Origin of the sequence: Paraburkholderia unamae, from assembly GCF_003268775.1 — a bacterium.
GTDB lineage: Bacteria > Pseudomonadota > Gammaproteobacteria > Burkholderiales > Burkholderiaceae > Paraburkholderia > Paraburkholderia unamae.
Map to the genome: position 1 here is coordinate 299,566 of NZ_QLSU01000002.1, position 14,970 is coordinate 314,535.

Sequence of the window (14,970 nt, forward strand, 5' to 3'; positions counted from 1 at the left end):
TTTCTCGACCGCCGCGCCCGCGGCAAACCCGGACCGCACCGGTCCATCCACCCAAGGAGACAACACCATGACCTTCGACGCCTTCGACCTCGCCCTCGACCAAACGATGTCCTTCTCGAACACGAGCGACTTCGAGACCACGACGCCCACCGTCGCCGCCCGTCCGCAGCAACCCGTGCGCTCGAACGCACCGAGCCAGTTTGCACGGTTCATCGACGAGGAAATCCGCTACGGCTCCGTCGCGCCCGACATGCGAATCCTCAAGGACCGTTGCAAGACCTGGCTGCGCAACGACGAGCCTGGTATCAGCGAGACGAGGCTCGAGTCGAAGGCATGCGGCCTGATGAGTTTCACCCGCGCCTTCGTCGCCGGCTACACCGCGTTCCGCAACGCACCCGCCTCGCTCTGATCGTCCCCGACCGCAGCGTTCGCCAGTGCCCACCGTTGTCCGGTGGGTTTGGCGGTACGAAGGGGGCCGCCGGCTCCCATAAACGGAGACCATCCCATGACCGCACTTCTCAAACGCGAGCGCCAAGCACTGGTCGCCCACTGGATCGACGAGGCCCATGTGCGCCACGTGCCGGGCGCCGTCACGGACGCCTTTGGCCTGTACAACGCGTTCTGCCAGCATGTCGGCGCCATGGGCGAGGCCGTGCAGACGAACGAGTTTGCGGCGGCGTTACGCAAAGCGCTGGGCCGCAACCTCGCAACGGTCTGGCAAGGCCGGCCGCACCACATGGCCGTGCTCGCCGACAACGTGGCGTCGTACCAGACCGGCGACGACTTCGACCTGCTGCCGGACTTCGACCCGGCCCCGCCGACCGCGGCCGAGCGCTCGGTGTGGAACTGGCCGCATCTGCGCTTGCGCGCGGCGGTCGAGCAGGAAATCGCAGCAGGCCGGCAACTCGCCATCGGCGCTTGCTCCCATTGGCTGATGGGCTACGACGGCAACGCCTGGCGTCCGGCGGCCGACACGCCGTTGCGCGCGGCGTTCGCCCGTTGCTTCGATTTGTTCGGCATCGAGACGATGGGGCAGTCCGCGTACCAGATGGCGCTCGACGCCGTGATGAAAGACCTCGCGGTGCCGTTCCTGATGCTGGCCCGCAACGCCGCCGTGACCGTCGAACGTTCCGGCCGGTTGTGCGCGTACCGCGTGCAGCCGGGCACCGGCTCACCGCAGGACCGCTGGATCGACTGGGCCGAGGTCGATGACGCCGGCACTTACCGGCCGGTCGCCCAGCGCGGCGAGGCGCACGTGCTCGACGCACTGCTGTCCGACGTGTCGTTCCACGACCAAGAGGTGCTGTACGACATGCTGCGGGATCAAGCGCACGTCCGCGCCGAAGCCCGCGAACTTCGCCAGGCCGCGGCCGAGATCGAGGTCGAAACCGCCTCGCCCCGCCGAAAACGTCTGTAACCCACCATCGGAGACACCACCATGGCCTTCCGCCCTTGCAACATCACCACCCACAACCCGCACGAGCCCGTCGTGCTCCCGCCGTCGCTGATCGTGCCGGACAAGCACGAGGACATTTTCCGACTCGACGAGCCGGCACGCTTGCCCGACGACAAGCGCCGGCCCGCGCAACCCGTCGAGTCCGACGCGCGGCGCAAACGAATCGAGCGCGCTGCGCGCAAGGCCCGGGTCGCCCGCTGGATCGGCAACGCTCGCCCGCGCTACGTGCCCGGCGCGATGACGAGCGGCAAGGGCTTGTTCGCCGAGTTTCGCCGCACCACACCGTGCACCCACGAGGACGAGGCCGTGTCCATGCCCGAGTTCATGGCGACGTTGCGCGTCGCGCTGGGCCGCAACCTTGCGGCGCCCGACCGTCCGGGCTGCGTCGCGGTGATCGCCGACGACGCGGCCAGCGTCGCGCAGGTCCGGCGCGAAAAACACGCGCTCGGTGCGCTCGCCGACGACGCCATGGCCGAGGCCGAACCGTTCATCGAGGCCGCACCCGCACGCCGACGCGCACGGCTCTAACGCCGCAGGCCATGGGCGGCAGCGGATCGACGGGACGCGCAAGCGTCCCATTTTTTTGCCCTCGCGCTCACGCGAAACCCGGCCGGAAAAAGCGGGCACTCCACCCGCGCAGCCTACGGCGTGGAGGCGGGCCGACTCCCTGGGAGCACGAACGAACAAAGGCCGGTCAACATCGACCGGCCTTTGCCCTTGCGGAGACACACATCGTCGACCACCACGCCGCCGATGACCCACGGTAACACCTGTACGGCGAAACGCAACACCTCGAAAAGCCGAAAGGCCGTGCGGTTCTCCCGCGGCCGATCGCGTTCGCCCCTTGGTCGTTGAAAAGCCGCCGGGATCGCCAACCGGCCGACGCATAAGCCCTCCCGCCACGGGCAGGGCAAGGGTTCGCTGCGCGCACGCCGGCACCCGGTCCGCTTCGCGGCTGCGGCTTTGTCGTGCCCCTTGCCCTTGTGTCGGGACGGCTTCGTTATGCGCCGGGCGATACCGACAGCAGACCTTCACCGAACAAGGAGCACGACCATGAACGCGACCAGCCAGAACCACACGAACAGCAACGTCAACGGCCTTCAAGGCGGGCTCCCCCAACTGCAGATGACGACCGAAACCACGTACCACGCCATGCCCTACAACCTCGACGCCGGCCCGGGCTTCTACTTCACGAGCCTGGAGGACTACACCGCGAAGATGGACGGGCTCACGGACCGCTGGGGCGCACCGGTGGAAGAGGTGGAGTTGCAACTGGTGGATGGGACCGACGGCGAGGCCCAGTTGTTCGCGGCGATGGGCATCAGCCAGGCGAGCCTCGAAACGTGGTTCAACGACGTGGTGGACCTCGACGAGCGCGAGCAGGCGGCCTTGTTTTACCTCGTTGGCGAGGCCGGCTATTCGCTCGCGGACGCGCTCGACAAGATCGACGACGTGATGCTGCAAGAGGGCGCGATGGAGGACGTGGGCGAGGAAATGTTCAACGAGTTGTACCTGCACGAGGTACCGGAACACCTGCACGCGTACCTGGACAGCAGCCGATGGGTCAACGATTGTCGCCTGAACGGGGATTTTTCAGAGTTCCAGTTCGATCACAAAGACTGGACCGTGACCAACGCCAACGGGATTTAACGGCGGGCGGGGCCATAGCGCCCCGCGATTGATGTTTGGTTTGTTTGATACAAACCAAACACATCAAACAAACCGCACCAACAGAAAAGCCCCTTTTCAGGGGCTTTTTTTGCGTTCCGCTCGATCGGCGCCGATCACTTCTCGTTCTCGACGTGCAGCGTTTTGCCTTCGGCCAGCAACTGATCGAGCATCGCATCGGCCAGCGCCACCAGCACGACCGTCGCCGGCCCCCGGGCGTACTTCTCGATCCGCTCGCGCAGCGCGTGCGGAATGCGGACCTGCGTGGCGGCGGCATCCCGCCCACCGATCGCGGCTTTGCACTTCACCACGGGATCGCCCACGGGGCGATCGCTCGTGCGCAAGTTGAAGAACGGGCGCTCCGCCGGTTGAAAGGCCACGTGCGCCACATCCGCGGCGGCGGCCATGAGGCTGTCCGATTTCTTGGCCGCCAGGCGGGCCAGCGAGTTCGTCGTTTCCATGTTCAAGTCTCCAACGTTGAAGGGTTAAGCGGCGGCCAAATCGACCAGGCTTGCTACCACGCGTTTGATTTCCGATCGCGCGGCCTCCAGCCCACGAAGACCGGACTTGTGGTCGAAACAGGTGAGGCCGCGCTGGATCGTCTGCTGATATGCCGCCTTGCGGCGTTTCAGGTAGGGCTTGCCGAGGTGATCCGCTAGGAAACTCACGTCGCTGGCGTAGTTCGTTTCCACGCGGTTCGGCACCAGCAAGACACGCCGGCCTTTCTCTTGCAGTTCGCTCAGGCCACGGAACGTCGAGGCCGCGTCGAAAAACGACGGAAGCACAGGCATCACGATCACGTCGCCTTTCAGCGTCGACGCTGCGACGCTGGGCGCGTAGGGCGCGTGATCCACGATCACGACATCATAGCGATCAGCCCGCGCATCGGACGCGGCCACATCGAAAGCGGGCACGAGGCCGAAGCCCTTGCAGCGCGCTTCCCAGGCCCTCGAAGACTGCTGGGCGTCCGCGTCCACGAGCAGTACTTTGCGGTTCGTGTCTTCAGCGGCGAAGAACGCCGCCAGGTTCAACGACAAGGTGCTCTTGCCCGAGCCGCCCTTCGGGCTCCAAACATCGACGGTCAACATCGGCATGGTCTGTACTCCTCTAGATCGTGGTGGGTGGGATGTATCGTTTGTTTGATACATCCGATACATCCCACGTTCTCGTACACCCAGCCCGATGTCAACGGGTACGGTTCGAGTACCGTACCTAGAGAAATACAAACGATACAAATCAAACACACCACACCACGGCCGCGCAACGCCGCGCGTCCTGCCGCGTGTTCCCGCGCCGGCACCTGGTCGCATCGTTCGCACCACGTCGTGCGCTCGATCCCGCCGTTTCCCGACGCATACGCCCACCGTCCGAGTCCCCGGCAAGGGCACGCGTTGCTTTCGTCGGCACCCGGTCCGCTGCGCGGCTGCGGCTTTCTCCGAACCCTGGCCGGGCCGGCCGGCATGGCGTTGTCATGCGTCACGGCAGGCTCCGAAGCGCACAACTCACAACGGAACGAGGGCAAGCGATGACCAGGCTCCAGCAACCCGCAGCAGCAAAGCAAGTCGCGCCGTTCCCCGCGCCCCACGGCACCACCAAAGCGCAGCACGTGAGAACTTGAGTTTTTTATAGAACCTGGTAGTACTGCAGATACCGCGTTGATGCCAACGCACCCAACACCACGAAAGGAGTTCGTCATGCACCCCGTCGCTCTGTCCGTACTTCTGCTGTCGGCCGCCGGTATTTGGGCGTGCCTGCGCAAACTCCGTCAACTGCGCAAGCAACTGTATGTCATGGCGTTCGACCGTCCGGCTCACGCCAACGCCGAGGAGTCGTGGGTATGGGACACGAAGTCGAGCAACGCACGCTGGTCGGGCTTCTGGTGCTGGATCGCGATGGGTCCGCTGTTTTTCATCGCCATGCTCGCGCTGATTTCCGCCGTGACCGGTGCCACCGGCCCGTGATCCCGGCCGGATGGTTCGTACCTCCTGAACGGGTGGCCTTGCGCCGCCCGTTTTGCTTTGCACCGGGCGCTGGGCGCCTGGCATCCCCAACTATTTTTGCGGTACGCCCCTGTACCGGCTTGCTTTAGTCCGTGCTCGAGGTAGCCTGGTGTTGGTGCCAACGGATCGCCGTGGTGCCTTCGCTCTTTAACAACCCGGAGTCACACCATGCGCCCTCGCACCCGCTCACGCGCTGCGCTCGCGTTGCTGCTCATGCTCATGCCGCTCGCGGCGTGGGCCGGCAACGCGGACGGCAGTGCGCTCTTCACGCTCGCCGACAACGACCTGTCGAAAAAACTGATCATCGACGGCATGTTCGGCGACATCAACGGCTCGGGAGGCTCCGGCCTCTCGGGCGCCATCGCCGTGTTCAACAGCGTCGTCACGACGGTTGCGGGCGTTTTGGCGGCCTACACCATCGTCGCAGGCACGATGGCCACGGCGCACGACGGGGAAATGCTCGGCAAGAAGTGGTCCTCGATGTGGCTCCCCATCCGCCTGGCCTTTGGTACCGCGCTGATGCTGCCGGTGCTCAACGGGTACAGTGTGATTCAGGCCGTTATCCTCTGGCTTGCGGCTCAAGGCATGGGCGCGGCCAACGCTGTCTGGTCGGCGTACACGCAGCAGCCGGTCGCCTCCGCAACGTTCATCGCGCCCGACACCACCCTCGCCGCGCAAGCGCTGGCCGAGAAAATGCTGATCGCCAACGTCTGCGTCCAGTCGTACAACACCGCTGTGGCGAACGCCACGGCCGCAGCGGTAGCGAGCCACCAATCGACGATCACCAGCGACACGTATGGCGTTACGCCGTTCAACGTCGCGCCCACGTCGTCGAGCGCGGGCGTGTTCGGTTACTCGTACGGCAACACGTCCGGCGACAACAGCGACAGCGATGCGGGCGACGACGCGGATTGCGGCGAGGTCCGGCTGCAACTGTCGGCTACGGGCAACAACGGCGTGTCGACGCAAAGCCAGATGCTCAACGACCTTGTGAACGTCGGTACGGTGAACTCGACTGTGCAGAGTGCGCAGCAGGCCGGCTTGACGGCGATGCAGGCCTCCGTGGCTCCGATGGCCCAGCAGATCGCGCAAGCGGCCGGCGGCAACGAGAAGCCGCCCACCCCGGCCGCGGTGAACGCGGCGTTGACGAGCGCTGCGCAAGCGTTCAGCAGCGGCGTGAACACGGCCGTCCAGAACGCGCCGGAACTGATGAACAGTTCCGTGCAGGCGAACGTTCAGCAGGACGGCTGGCTTTTCGCTGGTGCGTGGTTCTGGAAGATTGCGAAAGCCGGGCAGGTCGTGTCGGACGCGGTGAGCGCCCTGCCGACGATGAGCGACGGCACGGCCCGGCGGGCCGACAGTGCGAACGCCCTGTACATGGACACGGCGGAAAAGATCGCCCGCAACTTGATCGCACGGGGCGTGCCCAAGAACGGCCAGAACCTCACGGGCCTTGGCGCGCAGGCGAACGCCGACAGCAGCGTGCTTGGGAAGTTGCTTTCCTGGTTCACGCGTGACAAGAACCTGGATCTTTTTAGCAGCGACGCGAACGCGTTGCTGAACCAGAACCCGGTCATCGGCTCCGCCGAACTGGGCCACAAACTCATCGTTGCGGCATGGGGCGCGTTCGATGCGGGCGTTGCCGCGGCCGGCGGTACCGGCTTCCTGGCCGGCAACTGGGTGTCGGAGAAGTTTGGCGCGGCGGAAGCGGCCACCCTGGTCGGGATGCTCGTCACGCCGGTGTTTTTCACGATGTTCATCACGCTGATGGGGGCAGGCATCGCGCTCGCGCTGCTCCCGATGGTCCCTTACGTCATGTGGCTCATGGGCGTGATCGGCTACTGCATCCTGCTGATCGAAGCGCTGATCGGCAGTCAAATCTGGATGTGCGCCCATATCCACCCGGACGGAGATGGTGTGGCCGGACGCGGCGGGTCGGGCTACATGCTGATCCTCGACTTGACCTTGCGCCCGACGTTGATGGTGCTGGGCCTGCTCTGCTCGATCGCGCTCATGACGCCGGCCGGCTACCTGTTGACATCGACGTTCGCGGCCGTTGCGACCGAGAGCGGCACCGTAAGCGGCTGGGCCGGTCCGACGTTGCTGATCGCCCTCGCGGTGATGTACGGCGGCTTGATGGTGGTCATCGCCAAGAAGATTTTCAGCCTGATCCACGTGATCCCCGACCAGATTTTGCGCTGGATCGGCGGCGGTGGCGCTCCGATGCTCGCCGAAGGCATGAACCAAGCCGCGGGCCACGTCGGCGGCGCCGGCAAAGCGTTCGTCGGTGTCATGCCCAGCATGAACGGCCAAGGGCTGCAGAACGCCGGGAAGAAACTGGGCGAAGAGAACAAGAAGAACCGCGACGAAAGGGCGGCCCGAACCACGGAGCGGTCGCACGACTTGCAGCGCGACGACCTGAACGGCGAGCGGGACCGCAGCAACAAGGCCGGCGGCGACGCGTTGAAGGGCTCGCTGGCGAAGGACGGCAACGGCAGCGACGGGTCGGGCAACCTCGCCGCGGCACGCAACCGGGCGAACGCCGACGGTGCGTCCGCGCTGCTGGGCGCGCTGGGCGGCGGCTCGACCGGCGGCACCGCCGGCCGCGGTCAAGGCAGCGACGTGGGCGGTGGCGCCGGCGCGAAGCCCGAAGCCAGCGGCGCAGCACCGGGCGAAGGCGAAAGCGGCAAGGGAAACGATGCCGCCTCGTCCCTGCGCAACATGCTCGCCGACACTGAGCAAACCGGTTCGCTGAAAGACGCCAAGAACGCCGGCTCGACCGGCGACAAGGAGGGCAGCGGCACCGTCTGATCACGGTGATCCGAGGGCCGGTGAGAGCCGGCCCATTCCCTGGTAGTCCTCTGTAGGAGTTTTCATCATGTCGTACTCCGTTTGGAAGCGTTTTTGCATCTTGGCTCAATGGCCCTCTTTCAGGTCGATCGCCATGCCGATGAGTCTCACGGCATTCAGCATCATCGCCATGATCGCACTTCACCTGTACCCCCAGGCGACCGTTCCTATCGCTTGCGTCGTTACGGCCGTGGGCATGGTTGCGAGCGTTTTGATCCTCGCTGGTCGGCTCAACTTCTCGCGGTAACGGGCCGAAGGCGGATCGACCAAGGGGCGCGCAAGCGCCCCATTTTGTCGTTCATGGATGCGCGTACAACCATCGCTCGCGCCCACACCAACACCTTCAAACCGGGCGCGTTCCGCGCTGGGCGATCCGCTACCGCCCACGCTCAAAAAACACGGTTTTTCCCGGGAAAACGGCACTTTTTCGCCCGTGCAGCCTTGACTGAAGCCACGGCTAGAGAGACGGTAAGTCATGGCGTTGGCATCAACGCTCAACCCTCGCCGGAGTCCATCATGCACGACCACACCATCACCGAGCGCACCGCCGCACGCGCTTACCTCGTCCAGACGCTCACCGCTTACGTCGGTGCGCTCGGTTTCTCGATCAACATTGCGTGCGCCGCCGTCGAACTTTGCGATGGTCGTTTTGCCGGCCTGCTCGCCCGCGCTGGAGTCGCAGCCTTCACCGCCGCCGTCTGGTTCAGCGCGACCTACAAAGCCAACGTCATGCGCGGTCGTACGACCCGCTCGAACCCGTTCGAACTGCTCCGCACGCCGAGCGCCTGGCTTCCGTCGTTCTCGTTCGACCACGCCCGCATCGGCGACGAACCCGTTCAACTGCTCTCGTCGAGCAAACGTTAAGAGGCCTGCCATGCGCATCTCGTCGCTTCTCTCGATCGCTCAACTCGTTCGCCACGTGCGACTGGGCCTTTTCATCGTCATGCTCGCCATCAGCGGGTCGCAAATCGTCACGCTGATGCGCGGTCCGGCCAACGAGGCCCCCGGCCACTTCATCGTTGCAGCGGTGACATTGGGCGTCGGCGTGCGGCTTTTTCTTGCGAAAACGTCGTCGTTCAACCGCGCAGCCGCTGAAATCGAGCGCCAGGCCGCTCGCAACGGCGACACGCAGTGAGGCCTGTCATGCAAAGTCAACCGCGCAAAATCAAGACGAAGACCGGCAAGCGAAAAGCGCCGTTCGTTTCGGAACGCAACAAGCAAACCCGCGCCCTGATCCGCGCGCAGCGCAAGGCTCGCGCCGTCGATCCGATCGTGCGCAACATGCTCGCGGCTTGGGACAAGGCCGTGCAAGACGCTAAAGACCTGCACGCCACGCAAGACCGGGCACGCATGGCTCCGAAACCGACGCTCGACGACACGGCGTCGATTCTTGAGCACTCGTGGCCGTTCATCGTTCGCGGCCTCGCGACGGAGTGAGCGCCATGACGAACGCCTATCAAAACGAACCGTGGTACGAGCCGTTCAGCCAAGGCTTCGCCGCGTGGTTCGGTGGCTCCAGCACCCCGCCGCGCGACCATGCCGTGGCCGTCCCGTTGCTCGCAAAGGCCGCAAACATGGGTCACGGCGGTTCGGCCCTCCTGCTCGACCACATCTTCAGCGACCTCGCCGCGGACGCGTCGCGCGCCGACGCCCACACGCTTGCTCGCCTCGCGCTGGCGTACCGCATCGCGGTGTTCTGGACGAACGATGGGGCGTACGTCGAACCCGACCACGAGGGCGCGGACGACTGGAGCCGCGCACGCTCGACCGCTTACGAGCCCCGGCTTTGGACGGCGATGGGGGCTTTGCAAAACGACCCGCTCGCCGCAATCACCATGTTCGAAGGGCTCGACGACAACCCTGCGCAGGCGTTTTTCCTCGCTGCACTGGCCGCCGAAGAGGCCGCGGACCGCAGCCGGAACGTGGCCGAGGTGGACCGCTTGCTGCAATGCGCCCGCACGAACTTCATCCGCTCCGCTGCGGCCGGGAACCGGGCCGCTTCTAAACGCCTGTTCGCGCAGGCTTGACCGAGAGACCGCCATGCGACCCATCCGCTCCCTCCTCGCCATCACCCTCCTGCTCGCGTGCGGCCTGGCCCACGCCGAAAGCGACACGGCGAAAAAAACCGAAACGGCCGAGGTCATCGCACTCTCGTTGCTCTTGCAACAAGCCGAGGCCGCGATCGCGAGCACGTCGGCGCTGGACGCGTCGCGTCAGGACGTGGCCGTGAGCATCGCATCGGTCGACGCGCTGCTCGCGCACAGTCCGACCCTGCCCGCGAACATGTCGACGTATTGGGTCAGCGTGCAGCAACTCGACCACGCTGGCCTGGTTGCGCTCGCGAGCACGTATCAAGTCCGCGCAGCAGCAGCGGCCACGGCGACACTCGGGCGCGACATCTGGTTGTCCGCAGCGCTGTCGTGCGCCAACGGTCTGATGTCGCGTTTGAAGTGAGGCCCCCCATGCGCATCGCCAAGACCCTCATCACCGTCGCCGTCCTGCTCGCGTGCAGCGCAGCGCACGCCGATCCCTTGACCATCGACCAAGCCATGGCCGCACGTCGTGCGCTCGACGCGGTGCAAGCCGCGGGTGTGCACGTCAACGCCAGCCCCGAAATCCGTGGCTGGTTGCTCGACCTCGTGACGAACGCTCGCACGTCGCTCGAAACGGCACAGCGGTCCGCGGTGCGCCAGCGCCTGCTCGACGTGGCGATCCGAGCCCGCGTCGCTGGCATGTTCCTCAACACCCCCGCCCTGGTTCCAGCCGCTGCTGCGGTCGAGGGCCTGGCGCAACACATCTAAACCTCCACCGGAGACCTCCATGAAACGCCTCACCGCCCTCATCACCGCCGCGCTGTACGCCAGTGCCCCGTTCATCACCGCGCCCGCCGCGCAGGCGCAAGTGTCGATGCAGTCGTACTATCAAGACGCGAGCAACAACGGCTGTACCGCCCGCTTTTTGCACCGCCAAACCTACGACGGAGGCATTGCGGCGAGTGCATCGACCGGTTACGGCTGGTGGATGCGGATCACCGACTCGTGCGGGATGGGCTACAGCGACACCACGGCGAACTGGTCCGCGATGGGCTACTGCTCGACCGGCGTGGTCTACGACAGCGCCCGGTGTTCCGTTTCGGGTACGGTGGTGCGGCAATGGCGCGTGCACGCCAACTGCGGCTACGAACTGCTCGCACAGGTCGATGGGGCCACGTACTCCGGCCAGGCCGCCGCTCAATGCGTTGGCACGCCGACCAACTAAACCGGAGACCGCCATGAGCACGCTGAACGATTACGACGACCTGCACGACGAACCCGAGGACGATGACCTGAACCACGCAGACGTTGACGAGGACGACGAGGACCACGCGATCGACTCGGACATCGCCCTTGACCGCTTCACCGACCGGGCCATGCGCCACGGCCGCCGCGCGGCGACGTGGCTGCTGATCGGCGCGCTGGCCGAGGTCGGCTTTTTCGTCGGTGTTTGCGAGGTCATGGCGTCGGTACGCTCGCTCTGGCTCATCGTGCCGGCCGCGATGATGACGAGCGTTGCCATGTTCATGATCGCCGGGCTGATCAACATCCGCTGGGACCGGCATCGCACGCGCATGGAAAGCGTGATCGAGGACGCGATGGGCTGGCGCAGCGACGTGCAACAGAAACGGGAAGACGAGCAGGGCGCGTACATGCGGCGTCACCTCGGGCGGATCGAAGAGGAGAGGGTTGACGCACTTCGCGAAGAAATGACGTGGAACGTCGGCCCTGCACCGGTGTACATCGACGCCGACGATCACGAAGCGATCGCGGCTTACGAGCAGCGGCGCGAGATCGGCCCCGAGTTCGGCGACCTCTTCGACGCGCTGGGCGGATCGGACGAGCCGCACGACGGCGACGTGGAGTCGGACAACGTGCCTGCCGTGCCCGCGGTGCAGGCGTGGGTGCAGCGCTGGGCCGACATGAAGCCCGTCAAACAATCGCGGCCGGCCCCGCTTTTGAAGCGGCACGACAACGCTGAAGGTCGGCGCCTCGAGCGCGAACTTTGCCGCTCGATCAACGCGCACTGGGCCGGCGCGTTTCACAAGTTGCTAGACGAAGGCGCGGACCCGAACGGCCACGACGACAGCGGCCAGCCGTTGCGCAAAGCCGTGTTGCGCGGTCGCCTGGAGCACGTTGTATGGCTGCTCACGCTGGGCGCGGACCCGAACGCGCAGCCGTTCGGGCGCACCATCCTCCAGGCCGTCATGACGCAGGTTGAGATTTTCGCCGACGAGACCGAGCGCGGCGATGGGGACGCTTGCGAGTGGCCCGAGGTGATCGAACTCCTGGCACGGTGGGGCGCGAACGCCCATATCAAAAACCGGTACTACGACCGCGACGACGAGAACGAAGGGCCGACCGCTTGGCCGTTCATCGTGAAACGGCCGGTGCTTTACGAGGCGTACATGAAGGGCGTGGCAGCGCGGCACCAGGCCGAAAACGACGCCCGCGTGATGCTGGCCGAAGCGTGCGAAGCGGGCCAACGCGCCAAGGTTGCGGACGACACGGAGGCCATGCTGACCCAGTTCCGCAGCGTGCGCCCGGCGTAACCGTTCAACGAAAAAAGGCCCTGTTTCAGGGCCTTTTTGCTGCACGGTCGCCGATGCGACTTGGGCCGAAGGCAGCAGCCGGGGCGCGCAAGCGCACCATCGTTTTCGCGTGAGCGCATGCGCAAAACCTGGGGCCGGAGGCCCCGCCGACGCTGACGCCCATCGCTGGCGACACAGCAGGCCGACCCGCACACACCTCGTTCACCCGTGACGCGCTCACGGGACCGCCTTTTCCTCGACGCGTAGCACCGCCCGGCCGGTTGCCCGTCGAACACGACGAAGCGGGGCGTCGGTGGGTGAAGCGGGCGGACGTGGAGGCCTTGGCCGCGGAGCGCGCGGCGAAGAGGGAGGCCCGGACCGTGCGGGTCGACGTGGGCGCTCGGACGAAGTGACACGACGGCCCACCATGCAAAAAGGCCCTGAAAACAGGGCCTTTTTTTGTTGTGGTGCTCAACGGCTTGACCACCGCCTCGCGGCTGGGCGCGACGTGTGCACAACGGGATTCTGGCAGGGCACTGGCCTGCTGATCCCGTTGCACACACGCAAGGGCCGTGGACAAGCCTGGCGTGCGTAGGCGCTCAATGGTAGCGCTGATAAATCTCCCAGGCTTGCCAGAGGTGGTAAGCCTTCACGAGCACGTACAGCATCACGAGCCCTCCGACGATTTTCCATGCCGACCAGCCACCGCTGGATCGCGCCGCTTTCTGGCGTTTGAGCACCATCTTGACCCGCGTTTTTTTCGGGTCATTCAAGTCAAGCGTGCCGTCCACAGGCCACTTCGATGTCACCGTCCCGGACTTTCCGATTTGCGTCGATCCGCCGGCTGGAACGAACCGGCTACCCGTCGTCTCGCCGAAATCAACGTACACGGCGTACGCCGTCGGGTTGGTCACCGTGCCGTCGAACGTGTACTCGCGGTGCCCGGTGAGGACCGGCGAGGTCTGGTAGACGCCTTCAACCACTTTCGTGGTCATGCTCGCGCCCTTGATGGTCGTATAGTGCTTGCGCGACGTGCGATTCACATTGATCTGCAACGATGTCGCCGCGACGACCGAGCCCGCCCAGGTCATGCCGTCTGCCACCGCTTGCTCTGCACGCCGCCGTGCGCTCTCGTTGTCCCCGCGTTCCAGCAGCGCCTTCAACTCTGCCACCACCGGCGCCGCGCGCTTGGCTTGCTCTTGCCGGTCGGTTTCCGCCTGCGCCTTGCGCGCTGCCTCTGCCAGAGCCTTTTCCCGATCGCTCACGATCCGAGCCGCCCGGCCGTCGCCGGTCGCCAGCGCGCGCTGCAAGTAGCCCTCCGCCTGGTCGGCGTTCGACCCTTTGTAACCGTTGTACAGCGCTAGGAGCGCCCGCGGATCGTCCCGCTCCGCCGCCTTGCGATACCAGTCCCAGCCTGCCTTGTTGTTGCGGTCCACACCCTCGCCGTACACGTAGCAGTACGCGACGTTGAACATCGCCTTCGTGTCGCCGCTTTCCGCAAGCGGCAACCACTGCTTGAACCCAGCGTAAAAATCGGGTGGCAGCGCGTCCCCGATGAAATAGATGTCTTGATTCTTGATCGCCTGGTCGATCTTTTCTTGAATGCTGCTCATCCCGATCTCTCCCCGCTATTAACTTTGGTTGCCAGCCGGATCGAACTTCCAGATCCACATCCGGTAGTCGTAGAACGCGCTGCTCACCACGCTCATCGTGCTGGTGTCGCCCAGCGGGACGTAACCGGCGATGTAGGCAATACGGGCGTTGATCGCGTCGAGCCTCACTTGCAGCGGGTTGGCCTGGAACATCGGGCCGGTGTTTGCCAGTTGCACGCTCATCGGACGCAGCGGCGGCAGCGGGCCGCGCGTGCGCTGATCGCCCGTGTTCGACACGTTCATCGGTGCGCGGGTCCCGTCGATCTTGTCGATGATGCCCTGCGGGTTGAGTTGGCCTGATTGACCCACCGCATCGCGCACAACGATAGGCGCATCGCAGACCTGGAACACCTCATCGTGCGATTGCTTGGGGCCTCTCCAGATCGTGGCACGCACCTTCCAGCACGGCTCGTTGGCCCCGAACGCCAGGTATTCCAGCGCGACGCGCGGGTAAGCGATTTGGCCGTAGTTCGCCTTCTGCTGGTTCTGCCCGGCAAACAGGCCGGACAACGTGTTGCCGCCGCTGATCGGCGTGTAGACCTGGCCGACTGCGGCGGCCACACCACTACTACCGCTCGATCCGCCGGTCACGCTGCTGACCGCGCTTTCGACCGCGTTGTTCGCCTTTTGTACAAATCCGTTGATATCCGGGCCACCGTTCGCGCAGCCGGCCAGGAGGCCCGCCAAAATCGTCGCCACGGCGACGGGCGTTGCACGTCGTTTCATCGTTTCCCCGCTTTTTGTTGAGTGCTGAAACTGAAAAACGGCCCCTTGCGGAGC

General features: G+C 65.3%; 18 protein-coding genes. 14 read left to right on the plus strand and 4 right to left on the minus strand.

The window, feature by feature from the left end; translation table 11 throughout:
* The first annotated feature begins 67 nt into the window (after nucleotides 1–67).
* The 4 genes from C7401_RS03975 to C7401_RS03990 all read left to right on the plus strand — a co-directional run bounded on the left by C7401_RS03975 (nucleotide 68) and on the right by C7401_RS03990 (nucleotide 3,106).
* A complete protein-coding gene (locus tag C7401_RS03975; RefSeq protein WP_112170041.1) occupies nucleotides 68–409 on the plus strand; it encodes a hypothetical protein in 342 nt (113 codons plus the stop codon).
* 96 nt (nucleotides 410–505) lie between these two features.
* On the plus strand, nucleotides 506–1,417 hold the full coding sequence (locus C7401_RS03980; protein ID WP_112170042.1) for a hypothetical protein: 912 nt from the start codon (nucleotides 506–508) through the stop codon (nucleotides 1,415–1,417).
* A gap of 21 nt (nucleotides 1,418–1,438) precedes the next feature.
* A complete protein-coding gene (locus C7401_RS03985) occupies nucleotides 1,439–1,984 on the plus strand; it encodes a hypothetical protein (RefSeq protein WP_112170043.1) in 546 nt (181 codons plus the stop codon).
* 525 nt (nucleotides 1,985–2,509) lie between these two features.
* Nucleotides 2,510–3,106 carry a hypothetical protein gene (locus C7401_RS03990; protein ID WP_112170044.1) on the plus strand — a complete coding sequence of 199 codons (597 nt, stop codon included), beginning with the start codon at nucleotides 2,510–2,512 and terminating at the stop codon, nucleotides 3,104–3,106.
* A 134-nt stretch (nucleotides 3,107–3,240) separates the two neighbouring features.
* On the opposite strand, the gene C7401_RS03995 is transcribed toward C7401_RS03990, so the two are convergent.
* Entirely contained in the window at nucleotides 3,241–3,585 is a 345-nt protein-coding gene (locus C7401_RS03995) for a hypothetical protein (protein ID WP_112170045.1), read from the minus strand.
* Nucleotides 3,586–3,609: 24 nt separating this feature from the next.
* A complete protein-coding gene (locus tag C7401_RS04000) occupies nucleotides 3,610–4,218 on the minus strand; it encodes a nucleotide-binding protein (protein WP_181565486.1) in 609 nt (202 codons plus the stop codon).
* A gap of 600 nt (nucleotides 4,219–4,818) precedes the next feature.
* Between C7401_RS04000 and C7401_RS04005 the strand changes: the two genes are divergently transcribed.
* From C7401_RS04005 to C7401_RS04055, 10 genes are all read left to right on the plus strand, one after another.
* Nucleotides 4,819–5,085 (plus strand): hypothetical protein, encoded by a 267-nt coding sequence (locus tag C7401_RS04005; RefSeq protein ID WP_112170047.1) that lies wholly within the window; start codon nucleotides 4,819–4,821, stop codon nucleotides 5,083–5,085.
* Between the two features lie 207 nt (nucleotides 5,086–5,292).
* Nucleotides 5,293–7,935, plus strand: coding sequence for a DotA/TraY family protein (locus C7401_RS04010; protein ID WP_112170048.1), 2,643 nt, complete (start codon nucleotides 5,293–5,295; stop codon nucleotides 7,933–7,935).
* A gap of 108 nt (nucleotides 7,936–8,043) precedes the next feature.
* Nucleotides 8,044–8,838: a hypothetical protein gene (locus C7401_RS44245; protein WP_146757877.1), complete on the plus strand. Its 795-nt coding sequence runs from the start codon at nucleotides 8,044–8,046 to the stop codon at nucleotides 8,836–8,838.
* Nucleotides 8,839–8,848: 10 nt separating this feature from the next.
* Nucleotides 8,849–9,109, plus strand: coding sequence for a hypothetical protein (locus tag C7401_RS04025; RefSeq protein ID WP_112170051.1), 261 nt, complete (start codon nucleotides 8,849–8,851; stop codon nucleotides 9,107–9,109).
* Nucleotides 9,110–9,117: 8 nt separating this feature from the next.
* Nucleotides 9,118–9,411, plus strand: a complete 294-nt coding sequence (locus tag C7401_RS04030) for a hypothetical protein (RefSeq protein WP_112170052.1) — start codon at nucleotides 9,118–9,120, stop codon at nucleotides 9,409–9,411.
* Nucleotides 9,412–9,416: 5 nt separating this feature from the next.
* A complete protein-coding gene (locus tag C7401_RS04035; protein ID WP_112170053.1) occupies nucleotides 9,417–10,001 on the plus strand; it encodes a hypothetical protein in 585 nt (194 codons plus the stop codon).
* Between the two features lie 13 nt (nucleotides 10,002–10,014).
* Nucleotides 10,015–10,428, plus strand: coding sequence for a hypothetical protein (locus tag C7401_RS04040; protein ID WP_112170054.1), 414 nt, complete (start codon nucleotides 10,015–10,017; stop codon nucleotides 10,426–10,428).
* 8 nt (nucleotides 10,429–10,436) lie between these two features.
* On the plus strand, nucleotides 10,437–10,775 hold the full coding sequence (locus C7401_RS04045; RefSeq protein ID WP_112170055.1) for a hypothetical protein: 339 nt from the start codon (nucleotides 10,437–10,439) through the stop codon (nucleotides 10,773–10,775).
* Nucleotides 10,776–10,794: 19 nt separating this feature from the next.
* Entirely contained in the window at nucleotides 10,795–11,232 is a 438-nt protein-coding gene (locus C7401_RS04050) for a hypothetical protein (protein WP_112170056.1), read from the plus strand.
* A 13-nt stretch (nucleotides 11,233–11,245) separates the two neighbouring features.
* Nucleotides 11,246–12,559 (plus strand): ankyrin repeat domain-containing protein, encoded by a 1,314-nt coding sequence (locus C7401_RS04055; RefSeq protein WP_112170057.1) that lies wholly within the window; start codon nucleotides 11,246–11,248, stop codon nucleotides 12,557–12,559.
* A gap of 578 nt (nucleotides 12,560–13,137) precedes the next feature.
* On the opposite strand, the gene C7401_RS04060 is transcribed toward C7401_RS04055, so the two are convergent.
* Nucleotides 13,138–14,151 (minus strand): tetratricopeptide repeat protein, encoded by a 1,014-nt coding sequence (locus tag C7401_RS04060; RefSeq protein WP_112170058.1) that lies wholly within the window; start codon nucleotides 14,149–14,151, stop codon nucleotides 13,138–13,140.
* An 18-nt stretch (nucleotides 14,152–14,169) separates the two neighbouring features.
* On the minus strand, nucleotides 14,170–14,916 hold the full coding sequence (locus C7401_RS04065; RefSeq protein WP_112170059.1) for a hypothetical protein: 747 nt from the start codon (nucleotides 14,914–14,916) through the stop codon (nucleotides 14,170–14,172).
* Nucleotides 14,917–14,970 lie beyond the last annotated feature (54 nt).